Below are 20,718 nucleotides of genomic sequence, written 5' to 3' on the forward strand. Positions count from 1 at the left end.
GCACGTCGTCGCCCGGCTGACCCGACCCTGGAAACCCTCTCGGGCGAAGACGCGTATCGCGACGTCCTACACGCGTGTGAGGGTGTCGGGTGGGTCGCGGTCCTCGTAGCGGGTGGCCAGGGTCCGTACCGTCTCGGCGATGCGGTCGCGGAGTTCGGCCGGTGCCATGACCTCGACGTCGCTGCCCAGCCGAAGGAACTCCCCGTGGGCGTGGTCGATCGATTCGATGGGCACCCGGGTCTCTGTCCATCCGTCGCCCGCGGGTGTCACGCCGAGGCGGCGAGCGCCCTTCGGGGTGAGCCGTACCAGGGCCTCCCCGGTGTGCAGCCGGGCCCGGAACTCGGCCAGATAGCCGTTCCAGTACGCGGCCAGGTCGAACCCGTCCGGGACGGCGAACTCCTCTTCAAGAGGCCGGAGTTCGATGATCTGGTCGACTCGGTAGGTGCGGATTCCCGACGGTCCGCCGGCAACCAGGTACCAGCGGCCGGCCTTGAGCACGAGCCCGTACGGCTCCACCCGCCGCTCGATCTCCTCCGGCGCCCGCCAGCGCCGGTACCTCAAGACCACTGCCCGCAGCTCCCACACCGCGGCGGCGACCGCGGCCAGATGAGGCGTACGGTCGTCGTCCCCGTACCATCCGGGAGCGTCGAGCAGGAAGCGCTCCTGGATCCGCCCGGCGTGCTCGCGCAGCTCTGCCGGCAGGGCTGCCCGCAACTTCAGCTGGGCCATGGCGAGTGCCTCGCCGACGCCGAGGTCGGCGGCGGCGCCGGGGAGCGCGGCAAGGAACGCGGCCTGGGCCTCCTGTGCGGTCAGTCCGGTCAGACGAGTCCGGTAGCCGTCGACCAGCCGGTAGCCGCCCGCGTGTCCGGCGTCGCCGTACAGCGGGATTCCGGCGGCGCCGAGCGCCTCGACGTCCCGGTAGACCGTCCGGACGGAGACCTCCAGTTCCTCGGCCAGCTGTTGGGCGGTCATCCGGCCCCGGTTCTGGAGCAGCAGAAGCAGGGTGAGCAGTCGGCTCGCGCGCATGCCGCCCAGTATCCACTGACATGAGATGTCAGTGGAGTGTCCCTAACCTGCGGCGCATGAACGACTTCGACTTCCTGTACGGCTCGTGGGACGTGGCCAACCGCCGTCTCACCGCACCGCTGGGCCCGGGCCCCGGGACCTGGGTGGAGTTCCCCGGTCACGCGGTGGTCCGGCCGCTGTTCGGCGGCGCCGGCAACATCGACGAGATCACCTTCCCCACCCTCGACCGCCAGGGCGTGACCCTGCGCCTGTTCGACCAGGAGACCAAGCAGTGGTCGATCCACTGGTCCGACAGCCGGACAGGCCGGCTGGATCCCCCGGTGACCGGCGGCTTCACGGGCGACCGCGGTGACTTCCATGGCAAGGACACCTACGACGGCCGCCCGATCCGGGTGCACTTCATCTGGTACCGCCTCGGCCCGGACACCGCCCGCTGGGAGCAGGAGTTCTCCGCCGACGGCGGTCGCACCTGGGAGCTCAACTGGACCATGGACCTCACCCGCACCGGCAGGGCCGGCGCATGAGGATCGTCGAACTCCGGCAGTACACCCTGCATCCGGGAGCCCGGGAGACGCTGATCGAGCTGTTCGAGCGCGAGTTCGTGACCGGGCAGCAGGCGGTCGGCATCACCGTCGGCGGCCGTTTCCGGGATCTGGACGACCCGAACCGCTTCGTCTGGCTGCGCGCCTTCCCCGACATGGTGCACCGTCGGCGCGCGCTGGAGGCGTTCTACACCGGCCCGGTCTGGCGCGAGTACCGCGACGCGGCCAACGCCACCATGGTCGACAGCGACGACGTCCTGCTGCTGCGTGGCCCGGGCTTCGCGCCACAGCCGGGCATCCGCGAGGTGGTCGCGGCGATCTGCCGACCGTTGGACACGGCTGCCTTCGACGCGTACGCCGCCCGGCACCTGGGCCCAGGCCATGCGCTGCACCGCACCGAGCACAGCGAGAACGACTACCCCCGCCTGCCCGTCCGCACCGGGGAGGACGTCCGGGTCTGGTTCGGCCCGGCCACTCCTCCGCCCTGGCCGATCCGGCAGTTGCGGTTGGAATCCGTGACGACTTGGCCTTAACAGAAACGTTCCTGGAAAATCACCGACCACCTTCAGGCTGATCGATTTTCATACTTATTCTGCGCGGAGATTATCCTGCCTCACAGAGGGTAATCTTCGCAACGAAGAACCCGTCCGCGGGGAGGTGTGCTCTGAACGGGAACGGTGTCCGTCGTGTCGTGTGTCGAATCGCCTATCCGGCGCTCTTGCTAACAATGACCATCGTGGCCTCGACGGCACTTTATTTCCATCTCGATCCGGGCCCGGTCACCGCTCTTTTCCAAGTAGCCGTCATTTCCTATCTCGCGGCACTGGAGCGACTTATCCCCTACGATCGCGAATGGCATCCGAGCCGCGGTGAATGGGGTTGGTGCGGCGCATATTTCCTGCTGACCGTCGCCGGCAGCATCGCCGCGCAGCTTCTGGTGTCGCTCTGCGTCCGTGTCATCTCTCCGGCGAGACCGGAACTGTCATTGTGGGCCGACATTCCGCTGGCACTGGCCGTCGGCTCCCTGGCCAGCTATCTGGTGCACCGGCTGAGCCACGTCATCCCGTGGCTGTGGCGTCTGCACGGGATCCATCACGTCCCGGACAAGGTCAACGTCGCCAGCAACGGCGTCAACCACATTCTCGACATCGCCTTGGCGCAGAGCGCCGTACAGCTGTCTCTGGCATTGGTCGGATTCTCCCAGGACGCGGTGTTCGTGGTGGGCCTTTTCGTCATCACCCAGGGTTACTTCATCCACGCCAATATCGATGTGCGCATCGGTGTGCTCAACCAGATCCTCGCGAGCCCCGAGCAACACCGTCTGCATCACAGCATCGATCTCTCCGAAGCCGGTCACTACGGCTCGGACCTGGCTGTGTGGGACCGGATATTCGGCAGCTACACCTGGTATGACGGCCGGAAACCGGAACAGGTCGGTCTGTACGATCCGGCGTCCTTTCCGAGGACCGAGGCCATCGTCGCCAGCCATGTCCAGATCGTGCGTCGCCGAGCGGTACCCGGCCGACAGCCCGTCTGACGATGAAAATCCGCCACCCCGATATTTTTCAAGGATTCAGCCATGTCGGAATTACACCACGCACAGCGCGAAAAGATCGCCATCGTCGGAATCGGCTGTCGGCTGCCCGGCGGAGCATCCGACTATCGGGCCTTCTGGCGGAACCTGGTCGACGGTAAGGACTGCCTCACCCCGACACCGTCCGACCGGTACGACATCGCCACACTCGCCAGCCGGGACAAGTCGAAACCTGGGCGACTGGTCGGCGGCCGCGGCGGATACATCGACGGATTCGACGAGTTCGACCCGGCCTTCTTCGGTATCAGCCCGCGTGAGGCCGCCCATATGGATCCGCAGCAGCGCAAGCTGCTGGAGGTCGCCTGGGAGGCTTTGGAGGACGGCGGGCAGAAGCCCGCGGAGTTGGCGGGCCGGAACGTAGGCGTCTTCGTCGGCGCGTTCACTCTCGACTACAAGATCCTCCAGTTCGCCGATCTCAGCTTCGAGACCCTGGCCGCGCACACCGCGACCGGCACGATGATGACGATGGTGTCGAACCGCATCTCGTACTGCTTCGACTTCCGCGGCCCCAGTGTCTCCATCGACACCGCATGCAGTTCTTCCCTGGTGGCCGTGCACCTGGCCTGCCAGAGCCTGAGCCGCGGTGAGAGCGAACTGGCCCTCGCCGGTGGGGCGCTGCTGCACAGTGCCCCGCAATACACCATCGCCGAGACCAAGGGCGGCTTCCTCTCCCCCGACGGCCGGTCCCGCACCTTCGACGCCTCGGCCAACGGCTACGTCCGAGCGGAGGGCGTCGGCCTGGTCGCTCTCAAGCGTCTGGACGACGCCCTGCGCGACGGCGACCCCGTCCACGCGGTGATCATCGGCAGCGGCGTCAACCAGGACGGCCGTACCAACGGCATCACCGTCCCGAGCGCCGACGCCCAGATCACCCTCATCGAGCGGACCTGCGCCGAGGCCGGCATCACCCCCGGCAGCCTCCAGTACGTCGAGGCGCACGGCACCTCCACACCCGTCGGCGACCCGATCGAGGCGGGCGCGCTCGGCCACGCGCTGTCGATCGGGCGCTCGCCCGGCGCTCCTTGCTACGTCGGGTCGGTCAAGACGAACATCGGCCACTCCGAATCGGCCGCCGGTATCGCCGGGCTGGTCAAAACCGTACTCAGCCTGAAGCACCGCACCATCCCGCCGCACATCAACCTCGACGAGATCAACCCCGCGATCGACCTCGCGTCGCTGCCCTACGAGATCCCGACGCGCGCGGTTCCCTGGCCCTGCCACGACGGTCCGGCGCGCGCGGGTGTCAACTCCTTCGGCTTCGGCGGCACCAACGCGCACGTACTGCTCGAAGCAGCCCCCACGCCTGAGGCGACCGACGAACCGAAGCCACTCCCGTCGCCCCCCGGCTACTCCGTCCTGCCGTTGACCGCACGGGATCCTGAGCGCCTCTTCGACGTAGCCGAGAACATCCGGCAGGAGCTGTCCGGTGTCCACAGTCCGGCAGCGCCGCTGCCCGACCTCGCCTACACCCTGGCCCGGCGCCGCCAGCATCTGGAGTCGCGGCTGTCCGTCGTCTACGACTCGCCCGCCTCGCTGGACGAAGCCCTCGGCGCCCATCTGAGGGGCGAAGCCCACCCCCGCGTGCTCCTGGACCAGCAGCGCGAGGAGCGGGACCGGCGGCTGGTCTGGGTCTTCACCGGCATGGGGCCCCAGTGGTGGGGCATGGGACGGCAGCTGTTCGACACCGAACCGGTCTACCGGGAGGCGGTCGAGGCGTGCGACCGCGAAATCCGTGAGCTCACCGGCTGGTCGCTGGTGAAGGAACTGGCCGCCGACGAAGCCGACTCCAAGATGAGCGAGACCTGGCTGGCCCAGCCCGCCAACTTCGCCGTGCAGGTGGGCCTCGCGGCCCTGTGGCGCAGCCATGGCGTGCGACCGGACGCCATCGTCGGGCACAGCACCGGTGAGGTCGCCGCCTTCTACGAGGCCGGTGTCTATACCCTGCGTGACGCGGCCAGGATCGTCGTCCACCGCAGCCGTCTCCAGCAGCGGTTGGTGGGCACCGGTTCCATGCTGGCGGTGAGCCTGTCCGAGGCAGATGCCCTGCGGCGCCTTCAGCCCTACGCCGGCCGCGTGTCGGTGGCCGCCGTCAACAGTCCGGGCGCTCTCACCCTCGCCGGAGACGAGCAGGCCCTCACCGAGCTCGCCGACGAGCTGCGGTCCGAGGAGATCTTCGCCAAGTTCCTGACCGTGCGGGTGCCGTACCACTCGCCGTACATGGACCCCATCAGAGACGAACTGCTCTCCTCGCTCGCCGGCATCGAGCCGCGGCCGGCGTGCGTCCCGCTCTACACGACCGCGGGCGAGGAGGCGGCCGGCCGACGCGCCGAGGGTCCCGAGCTGGACGCCGACTACTGGTGGCACAACGTCCGTGACAGCGTCCGGTTCAGTGACGCCATCGATCGTCTCGCCGATGACGGCCACCGGGTCTTCCTCGAAATCGGCCCGCACCCGGTCCTGGGCCATTCGATCAACGAATGTGTCGGCGCCCGGGGCGGCGACGTGCGGGTCCTGCCGTCGATCCGCCGCCAGGAGGACGAGAGCGAGCGCTTCACCCTCTCTCTCGCGGCGCTGCACAACCTCGGCGTCGACATCGCCTGGGACGTCCTCCATCCCACAGGCCGGCCGGTGCCGCTACCCCGCTATCCGTGGAAGCGAGACCGGTACTGGACGGAGCCCAAGCCGGTCGAGCAGGTCCGTCTCGGCCGCCTGGACCACCCCCTGCTCGGGCGCCGCCTCGATACCGCCGAACCGGTCTGGGAAGCCAGGCTCGACGTCGAGTCCCTGCCGTATCTGCGGGACCACCGGATCCAGGGCAGCACGGTCTTCCCGGCGGCCGGCTATGTGGAGATGGCGACGCAGGCCGCCCGGGTACTGACCGGCGGCGACGCCGTCCTCGTCGACGTCGACCTGCGCAAGGCGCTGTTCCTGCCGACCGGCCCCGAGAGCCCCGGCGGCGAGAGTGCGACGGTGCAGCTGTCCGTCAGCACCGAAGACGCCGCGTTCACCATCGCGGGCGTTCCGCGGGGCGACACGGGTGAGCGGAGCGTGCACGCCCGTGGCGTCCTGCGCTCCGCCCAGCGCGGACTCCGCGGGAGCGCACCCCGGCTCGACGCCGACGCGATCCGTGGGAGCGGCGCCCGTCGGATGGACGGTGCCGAGTGCTACGCGGCACTCGCCGCGCTCGGTTACCACTACGGGCCGGCGTTCCAAGGGATCGAAGAGGTATGGACCGGCCCCGACGAGGCGCTCGCCCGCATCCGACCGCCCGCGCCGATCGGCGACGACGCCGCCCGGCACCATCTGCACCCTGTGCTGCTCGACGCCTGCTTCCAGACGCTGCTGACGCCGCAACTCCTGGTGGCCCAGGGCCAGGATGCCGCGCCCGGCACCGGCATCCGGCTGCCGCTCTCGATCGCCGAGGTACGCCTCGACGCCGTCGGGGACCAGCCGCTGTGGGCGCACGCCACCCTCACCAGCCGCGCCGACGGCGAACTCGTCGGGGACATCGCCGTCTACGCCGACGACGGCACTCCGCTCGGCGGCATCACCGGCTTCCGCGCCGCCGACGTCGAGAAGGCATCCGCCGCCGTCGGCCTGACCACCATCGACTCCTGGCTCGCCGACATCTCCTGGGTCGAGACCCCACATGAGTCCGGGCCGGCGAGTACGTCCGAAGCTCCCGCCCAGGACTGGCTCGTCCTCGCCGACGCGCAGGGCGTCGCCGATGAGCTGGCGGCGCAGGTCACCGCCCGCGGCGGGCGCTGCCATCTGGTGCGGCCGGGCCCGGGCTACCGCATGTCCCCGGACCGGCGCGAGTCGACGGTCGCACCGGGCTCCTCCGCCGACCTGGAACGTCTCTTCGCCGAGCTGAGCGCGGCCGGGCAAGGGCCCTACGACCACGTAGCCCATCTGTGGAGTCTCGACCTCCCGCCCATCGACGCGGTCCGGACCGCAGTCGGCCTCCGCGAGCGCGCCGGCCTCGGCGGCTACGCACTGGTCGCGCTCGCCCGGACGCTGCCGGCCCACCATCCGGGCAGCAGGCTGCACATCGTCACCCGCGGCTGCCAGGCCGCCGCCCCCGGCGATCCGGTCGAGCCGCTGTCCGCACCGGCCTGGGGCATCGGGCGCGTACTGGGGCAGCAGGAGCTGCCCGCCCACCGCGGCAGGCTCATCGACCTCGACCCCGCCTCCGGCGACGACAGCGCGGCCCGTACGGCGGACGCCCGGGCCATCCTGCGGGAAGCGACCGCCGCCGACAGCGAGGAGGAGATCGCGCTGCGCGGCGACCGCCGCTACACCAGCCGCCTCACACCGGTCGCCGACCTGCCCCGCCCGCTGCCGCTGGGTCTGCGCGCCGACGGTGCCTACCTGGTGACCGGCGCGTTCGGCGCGCTGGGCCGGCACCTCTGCCGCCGGCTGGTCGCCCGCGGTGCCCGCCGCCTCGTCATCGTCAGCCGCACCCGGCTGCCCGACCGGGACCAGTGGCGCACCATCGACCCCGGCTCCGCCGCCGGCGACCGTGTCCGCTTCCTGAAGGAGCTGGAGGAGCTAGGCGCCCAGCCGATCCTGGCCCCGCTCGACATCAGCGACGAGACGAGCCTGACCGCTTGGCTCGCCGACTACAGGCGGCGGGAGTCACCGCCGATCCGCGGCGTGTTCCACCTCGCCGGCCAGGTCCAGGACACCCTCCTGCCGGAGATGGACCGGGCGGCCTTCGACGCCGTGTACGACCCGAAGGTCCTCGGCGCGTACCTCCTGCACCGTCATCTGGCGGACGAGCCGCTCGACCACTTCGTCCTCTTCTCCTCGATCGCCTCGCTGCTGACCACCGCCGGCCAGACCAACTACGCCGCGGGCAACGCGTTTCTCGACGCGCTCGCCCACCACCGCCGCGCCCGCGGCCTGCCCGCCCTCAGCCTGGACTGGGGTCCCTGGGCCACGGGCATGATCGAGGAACTGGGGCTGATCGAGCACTACCGCACCCATCGCGGCATGAGCTCGCTGTCCCCCGAAGCAGGCATGGCCGTCCTCGAACGCGTCATCGGCCAGGACCGCTCGCAGCTGCTCGTCGCCACCGTCGTCGACTGGCCGGTCTTCCTCGCCTGGTACCCCTCGCCACCGCTGCTGGTCACCGACCTGGCCGCGGCGACGGACGGTGCCTCCGCCGCGGACAGCGACGGCAGCGGCCTCGACACGCTCCACGCCGCCTTCCGCGACACCGACGCCGACACCCGCCGGGCCCTGCTGACCGACCGTTTCACCCACATCGTCGCGGGTGTGCTGCGGGTGCGGCCCGAACAAGTGGACCCCGACGCCGGCCTGGGCGCCCTCGGCCTTGACTCCCTCCTGGCGATGGAGCTGCGCTCCCGTGTCCAGGCCGAGCTGGGCATCGCGCTGCCGGTCGTCGCCCTGCTCAGCAGCGCACCCGTCAGCGACCTGGTCAGCCAGCTGTACGACGGACTCGTCGACCTGGTCTCAGCCGACGCGGACGCCTCCGCGGACGAGGCCGTCGTCGAACTCTTCCACGACGAGCGGCAGCATCCCCTGACCCAGAACCAGAAGGCGCTGTGGTTCCTCAAGCAGCTCAACCCCGACGGGTTCGCCTACAACATCGGCGGCGCGGTCGAGGTACGCGTGGAGCTCGACCCCGACCTGATGTTCGCGGCGTTCCGCGCCCTGATCGAACGCCATCCCAGCCTCCGCGCCAACTTCACGCATCATGACGGCCGGCCCGTCCAGAAGGTCGCCCCGCCCGAGGACGCCGTGTTCCGGCAGGACGTCGGAGTCTTCGACGTCCAGGACTGGCCGTGGGAGGAGATCCACGATCTGATCGTCAGTGAGTACCGCAAGCCGTACGACCTGGAGCACGACCCGCTGATCCGGCTGCGCCTCTTCCAACGCGGACGTGACCGCTGGGTGCTGATGAAGGCTGTGCACCACATCATCTCCGACGCCATCTCGACGTTCACCTTCATCGAGGAGCTGCTCGCGATCTACGAGGCGTTGAGCCGGGGCCGGCGCCCCGAGCTGCCGCCCGTCCCGGCCCGCTACCTCGATTTCCTCAACTGGCAGAACCAGTTCCTCGCCGGCCGCGACGCCCGGCGGATGCTCGACTACTGGAAGAGTCATCTGCCGGCCGACACGCCGGTCCTGAACCTGCCGACGGACAAGCCCCGTCCGGCCGTCCAGACCCACAACGGCGCCTCGGAGTTCTTCGTCCTCGACACCGACCTCAGCGCACGCGTCCACGCCCTCGCCCGCGAGCACGACGTCACCGTCTTCATGGTGCTCATCAGCGCCTACTACCTGATGCTCCACCACTACTCCGGCCAGGACGACATCATCGTCGGCAGTCCGGTGACAGGCCGCACCCAGGAGGAGTTCGCCGGGGTCTACGGCTACTTCGTCAACCCGCTGCCGCTTCACCTCAACCTGGCCGACTCACCGACCGTGGCCGAGCTCCTCGCCCGTGTCCGGGACATCGTGCTCGGCGGACTGGACAACCAGGAGTACCCGTTCGTCCTTCTGGTGGAGGAACTCGGCCTGCGGCACGACCCGAGCCGGTCCGCCGTCTTCCAGGCGATGTTCATCCTCCTGACCCACAAGGTGGCCACCGAGAAGTACGGCTACCGCCTGGAGTACATCGAGCTGCCCGAGGAGGAGGGGCAGTTCGACCTCACCCTCTCGGTGTACGAGGACGAAGCCGACCGGCGTTTCCACTGCGTCTTCAAGTACAACACCGACCTGTTCCTCGCCTCGACGATGCGGCGGCTGGCATCCCACTATGTCAACCTGCTCGACGCGCTGACCCGCGCCGCCTCCTCGCAGCCCGCCGGCCGGTTGCAGATGCTCGGCCATGAGGAGCGCGAGCGCATCGTCGGCCAGTGGAGCGGAGCGGGGAACCGGGCCGCCGCGCCCGACGTGCCGGTCCACCGGCTCATCAGCCGGATCGCCGCCGAGCGGCCCGGAGCGATCGCCGTCTCCGCTCCCACCGAGGACGGCGGAAGCAGGCGGCTGACCTACGGCGAGCTGGAGCACCGCAGCCGCGGCCGCGCCCGGCGGCTGCGCGAGCTGGGCGTCGCCGATGGAGCGGTGGTGGCCGTCTGCCTGGACAAGTCACCCGAGCTCGTCGTCACCCTGCTGGCGGTGCTCAGGGCCGGCGGCGCCTACCTGCCGCTCGACCCCGACAACCCGGCCGACCGGCTGGCGTACATGGTCTCGCACGTCGGAGCCGCGGTGCTGGTGGTCGACGACGCCGGACGCGAGCGGTTCGCCGGCCTGCCGTGCCAGGTGCTCACCCTCGGCGACCTCACCGTGGAGACGTCCGGCGACGCACCTGAGCCGGCTGTCGACATGGACGGCCCCGCCTATGTCATCTACACCTCCGGCTCCACCGGCAACCCGAAAGCGGTGTCGGTCAGCCACCGCAACATCGCCTCGGCGTACGAGGCATGGCGGGTGGAGTACCGCCTCGGCCACGAGGTCACCGTCCACCTCCAGATGGCGAGCCCGTCCTTCGACGTCTTCACCGGCGACCTGGTGCGCGCCCTGTGCTCCGGCGGCACCCTGGTGCTCATCGGACGCGAGCTGCTGTTCAACACGGCGCGGCTGTACACCGCCATGCGGGAGGAGCGCGTCGACTGCGGGGAGTTCGTGCCCTCCGTCGTACGGGGCCTGATCGCCCACTGCGAGCACGAGGGCAGCCGCCTGGACTTCATGCGCCTGCTGATCGTCGGCTCCGACAGCTGGAAGGTCGAGGAGTACGACCGGCTGCGCGCCCTGTGCGGTCCGGACACCCGCCTGGTCAACTCCTACGGCCTCACGGAGGCCACCATCGACAGCACCTACTTCGAGGGGCCGACGGACGGCTTGGAGCCGAGCCGGATGGTGCCGATCGGGCGGCCTTTCCCCGGGACCGAGGTGTACATCCTCGACGAGCACGGCGATCCGGTGGCGCCCGGAGTCCCGGGCGAGCTGTGGATCGGCGGCGCGGGTGTCACCACCGGATACGCCAGGGACCCGGAGCAGACCGCGCACCGCTTCGTCACCCGCACCCTCAGCCGCGAGCCGGGCGCACGACCTGTGCGTCTCTACCGCACCGGCGATCTCGCCTGCTGGGACAGCGGCGGGCGAGTGCATCTCCTCGGCCGCGCCGACTCGCAGGTCAAGGTGCACGGCCATCGCGTGGAGATCGGCGAGATCGAGTCCCGTCTCGCGCAGTGGCCCGCGCTGGCGCAGACGGTCGTCACTCTGCGGCCGGACCAGCGCGGGGAAAGCACGCTGTGCGCGTACGGCGTGGCGGCTCCCGGTACGGAGCTGGACTGGCGGCAGCTCCGCCGTCACCTCGCCGGGCATCTGCCGACGTATCTGATCCCCGCCGCTTTCACCGAGCTGCCCGAGCTGCCCCTCACCCTCAACGGAAAGGTCGACATCGCGGCGCTGCCCGCGCCCCGGTATCCCGCCGACGACGAACGGCACGACCCGCCCGTGACCCTCTACGAGACGCGGATGGCCGAGCATTGGCGAGCCGTCCTCGGACTCGGCCACGTCGGTCTCCAGCACGACTTCTTCGAGTCCGGCGGCAGCTCCATCAAGCTGATCGAGCTGATCCACGGCCTGCAGAACGAGTTCAACATCACCATCCCGGTCAGCCAGCTCTTCAAGGTGACCACGCTGCACGGCATGGCCAGGACGGTGGAGCACATCGTCACCGGCCGGCTCCCCGGCGCCCAGCCCTATCTGCGCTTCAACCGCGGCGCCGGGTCCGTCGTCTTCTGCTTCCCGCCCGCCGGCGGCCACGGGCTGGTCTACCGGCTGTTCGCGGCGGAGCTGCGGGAGTTCGAACTCGTCGCGTTCAACTACATCACCGGTGACGACAAGGTGGCCCGCTACGCCGATCTGGTCGACGCCCTCCAGCCGCACGGCCCCTGCGAACTGCTCGGCTACTCGCTCGGCGGCAACCTCGCCTTCGAGGTCGCCAAGGAACTCGAACACCGCGGGCGCGAGGTCGGTGACGTCGTCATCCTGGACTCGTACCGCATCCCCGCCTCCTTCACCGTCAGCGCCGACCATCTGGAGGAGTTCGAGCGCGAACTGCGCCAGCACCTGCGCAAGCACACCGGGTCGGAGCACCTCGCCCAGGAGACCCTCGACCAGGCCAGGGACTACATCGGCTTCTGCGGTCGTACACCCAATCTCGGTATGGTGCGCGCTCCCATCACCGTGATCTCCGACGAGCGGAAGGTCGCCTTCTACGCGGCCGGCGAGCGCGGCACCTGGGACGACAGCTCCGCCACGCACAGCACGGTGTTGTGCGGCTCCGGCGTCCACGCCGACATGCTCGACCCGGGCCATGTCACGCACAACGCCGACCTGACCCGCTCGGCCCTTGCCAGGTGTCTGAGCGAGACCGGCATCGGCGCCTACGACGTCGCGCTGGGAGGTGAGGCGTGTGGCTCGTGACGTGCGCAAACGCCGACGCCAGACAATGATCGTCATCGGTGCCGGGCTCGGCGGTCTGTCCACGGGCTGCTACGCGCAGATGAACGGCTACCAGACCCGGATCTTCGAGATGCACGAGATCCCGGGCGGCTGCTGTACCTCCTGGGACAAGGGCGACTTCACTTTCGACTGGTGCGTCAGCTGGCTGCTCGGGTCGGGGCCCGGCAACGAGATGCACCAGATCTGGCTGGAGCTCGGCGCGCTGCAAGGCAAACAGATGCGCAACTTCGACGTCTTCAACGTCGTGCGCGCCCGTGACGGCCGAGCGGTGTACTTCTACTCCGATCCGGACCGCCTGGAAGCGCACCTGCTCGACCTCTCCCCCACCGACGCGAAGCCGATCAGGCAATTCTGCGACGACTTGCGGAAGTTCAAGCAGTGCATGGCCGTCTACCCCTTCCTCAAACCGATGGGGCTGATGGGACGGCTTGAGCGTTGGAGGACGCTGGCCGCGTTCGTCCCGTACATCAACGTCATCCGGCGATCGATGACGACGCTCATGACGGACTACTCCGCGAAGTTCACCGACCCGCTCCTGCGCGAGGCATTCAACTACATTCTCTACGAGTACCACCCCGCGTTTCCGGTGCTGCCCTTCCACTTCCAGCTGGCGTCGCACGCGAACGCAACGGCGGGCGTGCCGGAAGGGGGCTCGCTCGGCCTTTCCAGGTCGGTCGAGGAGCGCTATCTGCGGCTCGGCGGGCGGATCACCTACAACGCCAAGGTCGAAGAGGTACTGGTCGAGAACGACCGTGCCGTCGGAGTCCGGCTGAGCGACGGACGGGAGTTCCGCGCCGACATCGTGGTCTCGGCCTGCGACGGCCACACCACGATGATGCGGCTGCTCGGCGGCCGGTATCTCAACGAGACCTACGAGCGCCTCTACACGAAGACCATCGACGAACCGGGGATGCTCTACCCCGGCTACGTGACCGTGTTCCTGGGTCTGGACCGCCCCTTCCCGGCGGGCGAGCCCTGTACGACGTACCTGCTGGGCGAGGAGGAGGCGGCGGAATTCGTCGGCATGGGCAAGCCCAGCATGAACGTCCAGTTCCGCAGCATCCACTACCCGGAGCTGTCACCGCGGGAGAGCACCGTCGTATTCGTCAGCTACTTCTCCGACACCGATGTCTGGCGGAAGCTGAGCGAGGGGCCGGAGCAGCGGAGCCGCATGCACAAGGGAGAGGAGATCCACACCCTGGCGGTACGCCGCGGCCGTGCGTACTACGCCGCGAAGCGCCAGGTGAAGCGAGCCGTCACGGAATTCCTGGACCGACAGTTCCCGGGGCTGGCGGAGGCGGTGGTGGCGCGTGACATCGGGACGCCGCTCACCCAGGTCCGCTACACCGGCAACTACGACGGAACCATCGCCGGCTGGCTGCCGTTCGTGGAGAGCGCGGAGACGGTCGAGGAGGAAGTGAAGAAGAACGGTCCGGTGGCGCCGGGACTGGAGAACTTCTACCTCGCCGGTGTCTGGTCCACGATCGGCGGTCTCATCCGGGCGGCTGCCGCGGGCCGCCATGTCATGCAGTTCATCTGCCGTGACGACGGCGTGGGGTTCACCGCCGACATCGACCGGACCCAGCCGCCGCCCACACACATCGTCATCCCGGTCGGCCGGCGCCCCGCCCCGTCCCGGAGCGCACCGGCCCCCACCGTCCAGGAGTGTGAATGAAGATCGAGAAGTGGACCGTGCGCGAGCACGTGCCGGGCTCTCCCGATGTCGACCGGATCTACGAAAAGGTGGTCGAGGAGGTGGACATCTCCTCCCTCAGAGAGGACGAGATGCTCTTCAAGACCCTCTATGTGTCCCTGGATCCCTATCTGCAGGGCCTCGCCCTTGAGACGCCCATCGGCGCACACATGGTCGCGCACAGCATCCTGGAGGTGATCGCTGCCGGTCCGCGGGCGTCCTTCTCCGTCGGCGACCTGGTGCAGGGCTTCGGCGGCTGGCGCAGCCATGTCGTCAGTACCGGTGCGGGGTGGCGGTGGGAACACGGCGAGTTCCCCGTGCCGTTCCCCGCGTACCGGAAGTTGGATCCGCGTCACTACGACGAGGCGCTGCCCCTCTCGACCGCGCTCGGCGTCATGGGCCCACCAGGACTGACCGCCTGGGGCACGCTGACCAGGTTCTTCACCGTGCGGCCGGGCGACACGTTCGTGATCAGCGGTGCTTCCGGCTCGGTGGGCTCGTTGGCCGGCCAGCTCGCCAAGCGCTCCGGCGCACGGGTGATCGGCACCACCAGCTCACCGGAGAAGGCCGGGTACCTGGCCGAGCTGGGTTTCGACGACGTCGTCCACTACCAGCAGGGGGACGCCCCGGAGAAGGTCCGCGAGGCGCTGCGGGCGGCGGCCCCGGACGGCGTCGACAAATACTTCGACAACCTGGGCGGGGCGATCACCGATGCGGTGTTCTCCATGCTGAACGTGGGCAGCCAGGTGGCCGTCTGCTGGCAGTGGGCGACCCAGATCGCGGGCGACCATGTCGGGCCCCGCCTTCTTCCCTACATCATGTTCCCCCGTACGACCGTGCGCGGGATCTTCGCGGAGGAGTGGTACGACCAGGACACACTCACCGCGATGCATGACGAGCTCGGTGGAATGGTCCGTCGCGGCGAGATCGCCTACCACGAAACCATTCGCCGCGGATTCGACTCCATCCCGGAGGCGTACCGCAGCTTGTACGAGGACAAGGCGGCCAATCGCGGCAAGGTCCTGGTCCAGCTCTAGGCTTCCCATTTCTCCCCGAAAGGCGGACATCGACGATGCCCAACCGGCAGGAGACGCTCGCGTATCCCTTTGCTCAGGCCGAGAAACTGAAACTCCACCCTGTCTACACCGAGCTGCGAAAACGGCCGCTGGCACGGGTGCGGATGCCGTACGGCGAGGACGCCTGGCTGGTCACCCGATACGCCGACGCCAAGGCGGTGCTGGGCGACCAGCGGTTCAGTATGGCCGCGGCGGCCGGGAGGGACCGGCCACGCGTCCGACCAGTGGCGGTGAGCGGCGGTGGTCTGCTCTCCACGGACGGCCCGGATCACTCCCGGCTGCGTGGCACGGTGGCCAGGGCGTTCACCGCGCGTCGTGTCGAGCGGCTGCGCGACCGCGTGCAGGAGATCGCCAAGGACCTGGTGAACCGTATGACGGGGTCGGGTGCCCCGGCGGACCTCGGTGACCAGTTCGCTTTCCCCCTCGCGATCACGGTGATCGGCGAGTTGCTCGGGGTGAACCAGGACGGCCATCCCCGCATCCGGCACTGGCTGGACGTGATGATGTCCCACACCGTGACGGCTGACGAGTTCCACAAGTGGAACAACACTTTCGCCGCGTATACGGCCGACCTGGTGGAGCTACGGCGGCAATATCCGAGGGATGATCTGTTCAGTGCTCTCGTACGGGCGCACGATCAGGAGGGGCGCATCTCCATGCGGGAGTTGCTCGCCCTCACCCCGGTTCTCATCAGCGCGGGGTTCGTGACGACGTTCAACCAGATCTCCAACTCCTGCTATCTCCTGTTGGCGCGTCCCGACCGCTTCTCCTCGCTGCTCGACCGGCCCGAGACGGTTCCCCTCGCGGTGGAGGAACTGCTGCGGTATGTGCCTCTGCCCAACGGATTCGCCTTTCCCCGTTACGCCACCGAGGACGTCGAACTGGGCGGAGTGCTCGTCCGCGAGGGCGAGCCCGTCCTGATCGACACGGCAGCCGCCAACCGGGATCCGGCGGTGTTCGACGACGCCGAGGAACTCGTCCTCGACAGGGCCGCCAACCCTCACCTCAGTTTCGGCCACGGCCCGCACTTCTGCATCGGTGCTCACCTGGCGCGCGTGGAGCTCCAAGTGGCCCTGGAGACGCTGCTGGAACACATGCCCGGCCTCGAACTGGCCGTACCCGAAGACGCACTGCGCTGGAAGACGGAGAGCATGGTGAACGGCCTCCATGAGCTACCGGTCACCTGGTGAGACGCCTGCGACGCGCCACGGCGGCGTCGGTCCCGGGTCTCAGGGCGTTGCCGGAAGCCGGCTGACTCGGCCGACCACAACGTCACCGCCGCCACCGCGTTGCCCTGGTGGTCGTAGGCGACCAGGCACCGGGCGTCGGTGTACGGCAGTCCGCACGTGCGCCTGCTCCGGACCGATCACCTCGATCCGCACGCCTGGGTCCTCCACCGGCTCCGTCACCGTGTCCGTCACTCAGAGCAACGAGTCAGCCCGGTGCCGGGGTCAGTCGACCGGGGCCACCACGACGTCGCGCTTGGCGATGCCGGGGTCGGTGAACTGCAGTACCCGGTCGGCCTCGGCGCTCAGCGCCTTCACGGCCTGGGCGGGCAGGCGTGTGAACGGGGTGAGAGTGAGGGTCACCGCCGTCTTGCGCCGGGTCGTGGTCCAGGTACCGGCGACGAACCCGTTCCACAGGAACGACGCGGGCACCCGCAGGTTCTTGGTGATCAGCCGGGGCCGGTACTCGGTGGGGACGATCCGGCTCCGGTCCTTGTGGGCGAGCACCAGGCTGTCGAACTCCGGCAGCAGGCGGGCCGGCGCCGGTGTGTCCGGGTCGGGACGCGGGGCGTCGGCGAGGTCGTAGACCACCTGACCGTCCTCGGTGGTGAACTCGCGCAACTCCGGGGCGAGCCGCTCGAACACGTCCGCCGTCTTCAGCCAGCTGAACTCGCGCAGGTCGGCGGGCCCGGCCGGGCCGTACGCGGCCAGGTAGCGGCGGACGAAGTCCTCTGCCGAGCTCGTCGCGGCGGGCTTCGCGCCGAGCCAGGACTCGGCCATGGTGAACTCGCTGGAGGCGGGGAAGGCCCACCGGTCCGCCGTCGGGACCATGACCAAGGGCAGGTTCATGCGGACGCCATACCCGAGTGCTCGGTCATTGACATCAGGAAACTCGGACTGCATCCGTTCCCGGATCGCCGCGAAGCCGAGCGGCCCTGCGCCGAGGACGCCGCGCGCGACGGTCACCAGGCGCTCCTGGTCGGCATCCGGGCCGGGGATGCGCTTGACGGTGGTGGCTGCCGCGGCCGCCAGGGAGGGCTGCACCAATGCGCGGAAGGCGAGGTAGTCGCGGGCGCTGAGCAGATGCAGCGTGGCCCGGATGTAGGTGGCCCGGACCACCTCGCGCTGGTCGAGGGCCGTGCGCAGGTCGTCGGCGGTGAAGTCGGCCAGCCGGTTCCACAGGCCGAGGAACGGTGAGCTCGGCTGTTGGGCCTGCAGGGCGAGCAGGCGTTCCGTGGCGTCGGGTACGGACATGTGCGCCCGCTCCAGGAGCAGCTGCCGGGCCAGGGTGGCCCGGTTCAGTGCTCGACGGCTCAAGACGTCGGCCATGTCGCTCCTTGGATCCAGTGACGCTCCCCGTGGTCAAGCTATTGCATGAGGAGGTCACCGAGGGTGCCGATCATGGGATCCGGGGGCCCTTGGCCCGGGTGGTGCTCGGGTCCTGGCTGACGACCGCTGACACGGCTTCGGACCCTCATGACGGGGGCGCGAGTGCGGCCAGCGCGACGGGACGCGCCGCGCCGGCGGCCACTGAGCCGAGCAGTAGTCCGGCCAGGTCATGGGGCTGCGCTCGCTCACCGGTGGGAGCCGCTGCTGTGATCCGGTCCAGTCGGAAGCCCCGGCCGGCCCGCCGAGTGCGGCACCAGGCGATGAGGTACCACCGGCCGTCGGCGGTGAGCAGTCCGGCCGGTTCCACTACGCGGTCGCTTTCGCGTCCTTCCGCGTCGACGGAGGACAGTCGCAGCGCCTTGTTGCCGGTGAGGGCTTCTTCCACCGCGGCGCGGACCGCGGCGTCGGTCCGCGACGGCAGCGCGACGATCCGTGCGGCCAGTTCCCGGGCCGCCACTGAGACCGGTCCGGTCATCGAGGCCGCGATCTTCTGGTACGCCGTGCGGGCCGCACCGGCGTAGGGGGCGCAGGCGTCGGCCGCGGCCAGCGCGGCGGCCAACGCCCAGGCCTCGTCGGCTGTGAAGCGGATCGGAGGCAGAGTCATCGCCGGGTCGATCGTCCAGCGGTGGCCAGGAACTCCCGCTCACGACTCTGTTCCCGCTCGGTGATGGTCAGCGGGAACAGGGTGAAGCCGTGCATCGCGCCGGCGACGACGCCGAGCTGCACGGGCGCACCCGCCGCCTGCCACCGTTGGGACAGAATCAGTGAGTCGTCCAGCAGCGGATCCTGGGTACCGACCACGATCCGGGCGGGCGGCAGGCCGGTCAGGTCGGCGAACAGCGGTGAGACCTCCGGGTCGCGGCGCTGCTCCGCTCCCCTCCCGGGGGTGAACAGCTCATAGCTGCGCCGCAGCGTGCCGGTATTGCTCACCAGCCGCCTGCCGAACGACCGCTGGCTCGGTGTCATCGACAGGCCGTACGGGCCGAAGAGCAGGTGGGCTCCCCGGAACGCGCCGGTGATGCCGTGCCGGTCGCGAAGGCGCAGCAGTGTCACGACGCTCAGGTGCGCCCCCGCCGAATCGCCGCCGATCAGCAGCCGGCGGGTGCCGAACTCGGCGTCGGAGTTCTCCACCAGCCACCGGGCCACCGCTTCGCAGTCGTCTGGCTGCGGCAGCAGCCTCGAACTGCTCGATGAATGCCAGGGTCTCGGCGAGGCAGTCCTCATCGGTGATCGTCATGCCGTCGACAGTCGCAGCTGTCCGCGACAACACCCTGTCACCCTTTCCCAGTGAGCTGCGTCACGTCATACCCATCACGGACACGTCACGCCAGCCGATGCACGGCTGCTCGGTTGAACTGCTCGGCCGAGCGCCACGTACCAGTGACTGTGGGCGGCGCCGTGCCGCCCGGCGTACCACCAGGGTGCCCGGAGAAGGGGTTGAACGATTTCAGCGGATGTGAGCCGTCCGGTCAGCAGCACACTCGACGTGGCCGCTCCGGCAGGGCAGGAGGAGAGGGCAAGCGGAGCGCACGTCCGTCGGCAGGTGCGGGGGCTGGACGGTCTGCGCGGCCTGGCGGCGCTGTACGTGGTCCTGTTCCACTGCTGGCTGTACACCTTCCCGGGATATCCCGACAGTTCGGCACCTGAGTGGCTGGACGTGCTGATGTTCGGGCGCCTCGCCGTTGTCTTCTTCCTGGTGCTGTCCGGATTCTCCCTGGCGATCTCCCCGGCGCGTCACGGCTGGCGGTCGGACGGCATCGCCCCGTTCCTGCGCCGACGCGCCTGGCGCATCCTGCCTCCGTATTGGGCGGCACTGGCCATGAGCCTGGCCATTTCCTGGTTCGTCGTCCCGGCCTCCCACTTCGGGCCACCCACCGGCACGTCCATTCTGGTGTACGGCCTGGTTGCGCAGGACGTGTTCACCGCACCGACACCGAACGGCGCATTCTGGTCGATCGCAGTGGAGGCCGAGCTCTATCTCCTCTTCCCCCTTCTCCTGTTTGTCCGGCGCCGGTTGGGCGCAGTGATCCTGGCCGCGTGCGTGACACTTCCCGTGATCGCCCGTGGCCTGGTGGCGGCGGACGCATCCCCGGTGGAGGGCGACAACTGGCTCGCTCCCCACCTCGCTCCCGTGTTCGTTGCCGGCCTGATCGGCGCAGGAGTCGTCGCGGCATCGGGCAGGGTTCAGCGCCTGCCATGGGCCTGGTTCGCCGTCCTGGCCGCGATTCCTGTCATCGCTCTCGGCGTCATCCAGGGCTCTGTGTGGACGGTGAACCACTACTTCTGGGTGGATCTCGCCGTCGCCCCCGCCATGACGATGCTGCTGGCCGCGGTCGCCACCGGCAGGCCCGCCCTCCTCGTACGACTCCTGACCACGCGCCCCATCCGGAGCCTCGGCAGCTTCTCGTACAGCCTCTACCTGATCCATCTGCCGATCGTCATGGCCGTGATTCGTCGAGTGGCCCCGCATTTTGTATCGCCCGGCCTGCCCACGTTCGGGTTCACGCTCATCCTGGCCCTGCCGGTTTCCGTGCTGGGGGCATGGCTGTTCTCCCGGCTGTTCGAGATGCCCTTCAAGCGGAACAGATCCTGGAGATCCGTGATCGAGCTGGGTGGACTCTTCTCCCGGAATGGCGTTCCCCGGGGGCGGGGGCGCGAGGAATCATGA

General features: G+C 69.3%; 12 protein-coding genes and 1 pseudogene. 8 read left to right on the forward strand and 5 right to left on the reverse strand.

The window, feature by feature from the left end:
- Positions 1 to 66: 66 nt before the first annotated feature.
- On the reverse strand, positions 67 to 1,026 hold the full coding sequence (locus ABZ937_RS25630) for a YafY family protein (protein ID WP_361695645.1): 960 nt from the start codon (positions 1,024 to 1,026) through the stop codon (positions 67 to 69).
- A 56-nt stretch (positions 1,027 to 1,082) separates the two neighbouring features.
- Here ABZ937_RS25630 and ABZ937_RS25635 point away from each other — a divergent pair, with 56 nt between their 5' ends.
- The 7 genes from ABZ937_RS25635 (at position 1,083) to ABZ937_RS25665 (ending at position 16,625) form a co-directional block, all read left to right on the forward strand.
- Positions 1,083 to 1,550 carry a hypothetical protein gene (locus tag ABZ937_RS25635; RefSeq protein WP_361695646.1) on the forward strand — a complete coding sequence of 156 codons (468 nt, stop codon included), beginning with the start codon at positions 1,083 to 1,085 and terminating at the stop codon, positions 1,548 to 1,550.
- Positions 1,547 to 2,101, forward strand: coding sequence for an NIPSNAP family protein (locus ABZ937_RS25640; protein WP_361695647.1), 555 nt, complete (start codon positions 1,547 to 1,549; stop codon positions 2,099 to 2,101). The genes ABZ937_RS25635 and ABZ937_RS25640 overlap by 4 nt, the downstream gene beginning before the upstream one ends.
- A gap of 194 nt (positions 2,102 to 2,295) precedes the next feature.
- Positions 2,296 to 3,105, forward strand: a complete 810-nt coding sequence (locus ABZ937_RS25645) for a sterol desaturase family protein (protein ID WP_361695648.1) — start codon at positions 2,296 to 2,298, stop codon at positions 3,103 to 3,105.
- A 42-nt stretch (positions 3,106 to 3,147) separates the two neighbouring features.
- Complete coding sequence (locus tag ABZ937_RS25650) at positions 3,148 to 12,627, forward strand: amino acid adenylation domain-containing protein (RefSeq protein WP_361695649.1); 9,480 nt, start codon at positions 3,148 to 3,150, stop codon at positions 12,625 to 12,627.
- Between the two features lie 25 nt (positions 12,628 to 12,652).
- On the forward strand, positions 12,653 to 14,341 hold the full coding sequence (locus ABZ937_RS25655) for an NAD(P)/FAD-dependent oxidoreductase (RefSeq protein ID WP_361695680.1): 1,689 nt from the start codon (positions 12,653 to 12,655) through the stop codon (positions 14,339 to 14,341).
- The gene (locus tag ABZ937_RS25660; protein ID WP_361695650.1) at positions 14,338 to 15,396 is read left to right on the forward strand and encodes an NADP-dependent oxidoreductase; all 1,059 of its coding nucleotides are present in this window, start codon (positions 14,338 to 14,340) and stop codon (positions 15,394 to 15,396) included. The genes ABZ937_RS25655 and ABZ937_RS25660 overlap by 4 nt, the downstream gene beginning before the upstream one ends.
- 35 nt (positions 15,397 to 15,431) lie before the next feature.
- Positions 15,432 to 16,625, forward strand: a complete 1,194-nt coding sequence (locus ABZ937_RS25665; protein ID WP_361695651.1) for a cytochrome P450 — start codon at positions 15,432 to 15,434, stop codon at positions 16,623 to 16,625.
- 68 nt (positions 16,626 to 16,693) lie between these two features.
- Here the strand turns inward: ABZ937_RS25665 and ABZ937_RS25670 are convergent.
- The 4 genes and pseudogenes from ABZ937_RS25670 to ABZ937_RS25685 all read right to left on the reverse strand — a co-directional run.
- Positions 16,694 to 16,844, reverse strand: a pseudogene (locus ABZ937_RS25670) (GNAT family N-acetyltransferase); the annotation flags it as partial.
- A gap of 42 nt (positions 16,845 to 16,886) precedes the next feature.
- Positions 16,887 to 17,990, reverse strand: a complete 1,104-nt coding sequence (locus ABZ937_RS25675; protein WP_361695652.1) for a winged helix DNA-binding domain-containing protein — start codon at positions 17,988 to 17,990, stop codon at positions 16,887 to 16,889.
- 145 nt (positions 17,991 to 18,135) lie between these two features.
- Positions 18,136 to 18,654, reverse strand: a complete 519-nt coding sequence (locus tag ABZ937_RS25680; RefSeq protein WP_361695653.1) for a WYL domain-containing protein — start codon at positions 18,652 to 18,654, stop codon at positions 18,136 to 18,138.
- A complete protein-coding gene (locus ABZ937_RS25685; RefSeq protein ID WP_361695654.1) occupies positions 18,651 to 19,196 on the reverse strand; it encodes an alpha/beta hydrolase fold domain-containing protein in 546 nt (181 codons plus the stop codon). The genes ABZ937_RS25680 and ABZ937_RS25685 overlap by 4 nt, the downstream gene beginning before the upstream one ends.
- Before the next feature lie 310 nt (positions 19,197 to 19,506).
- Here ABZ937_RS25685 and ABZ937_RS25690 point away from each other — a divergent pair, with 310 nt between their 5' ends.
- Positions 19,507 to 20,718, forward strand: coding sequence for an acyltransferase (locus ABZ937_RS25690; protein ID WP_361695655.1), 1,212 nt, complete (start codon positions 19,507 to 19,509; stop codon positions 20,716 to 20,718).

Origin of the sequence: Streptomyces sp. NPDC046727 (assembly GCF_040645635.1) — a bacterium.
Classification (GTDB): Bacteria; Actinomycetota; Actinomycetes; order Streptomycetales; family Streptomycetaceae; genus Streptomyces.

What these genes read in the sequence shown, in the direction of transcription:
- ABZ937_RS25665 (WP_361695651.1), top strand. Translation starts at nt 15,432, where the DNA reads ATGCCCAACCGGCAGGAGACGCTCGCGTATCCCTTTGCTCAGGCCGAG.
- ABZ937_RS25640 (WP_361695647.1), top strand. Translation starts at nt 1,547, where the DNA reads ATGAGGATCGTCGAACTCCGGCAGTACACCCTGCATCCGGGAGCCCGG.
- ABZ937_RS25635 (WP_361695646.1), top strand. Translation starts at nt 1,083, where the DNA reads ATGAACGACTTCGACTTCCTGTACGGCTCGTGGGACGTGGCCAACCGC.
- ABZ937_RS25630 (WP_361695645.1), bottom strand. Translation starts at nt 1,026, where the DNA reads ATGCGCGCGAGCCGACTGCTCACCCTGCTTCTGCTGCTCCAGAACCGG.
- ABZ937_RS25655 (WP_361695680.1), top strand. Translation starts at nt 12,653, where the DNA reads ATGATCGTCATCGGTGCCGGGCTCGGCGGTCTGTCCACGGGCTGCTAC.
- ABZ937_RS25650 (WP_361695649.1), top strand. Translation starts at nt 3,148, where the DNA reads ATGTCGGAATTACACCACGCACAGCGCGAAAAGATCGCCATCGTCGGA.
- ABZ937_RS25660 (WP_361695650.1), top strand. Translation starts at nt 14,338, where the DNA reads ATGAAGATCGAGAAGTGGACCGTGCGCGAGCACGTGCCGGGCTCTCCC.
- ABZ937_RS25645 (WP_361695648.1), top strand. Translation starts at nt 2,296, where the DNA reads ATGACCATCGTGGCCTCGACGGCACTTTATTTCCATCTCGATCCGGGC.
- ABZ937_RS25675 (WP_361695652.1), bottom strand. Translation starts at nt 17,990, where the DNA reads ATGGCCGACGTCTTGAGCCGTCGAGCACTGAACCGGGCCACCCTGGCC.
- ABZ937_RS25680 (WP_361695653.1), bottom strand. Translation starts at nt 18,654, where the DNA reads ATGACTCTGCCTCCGATCCGCTTCACAGCCGACGAGGCCTGGGCGTTG.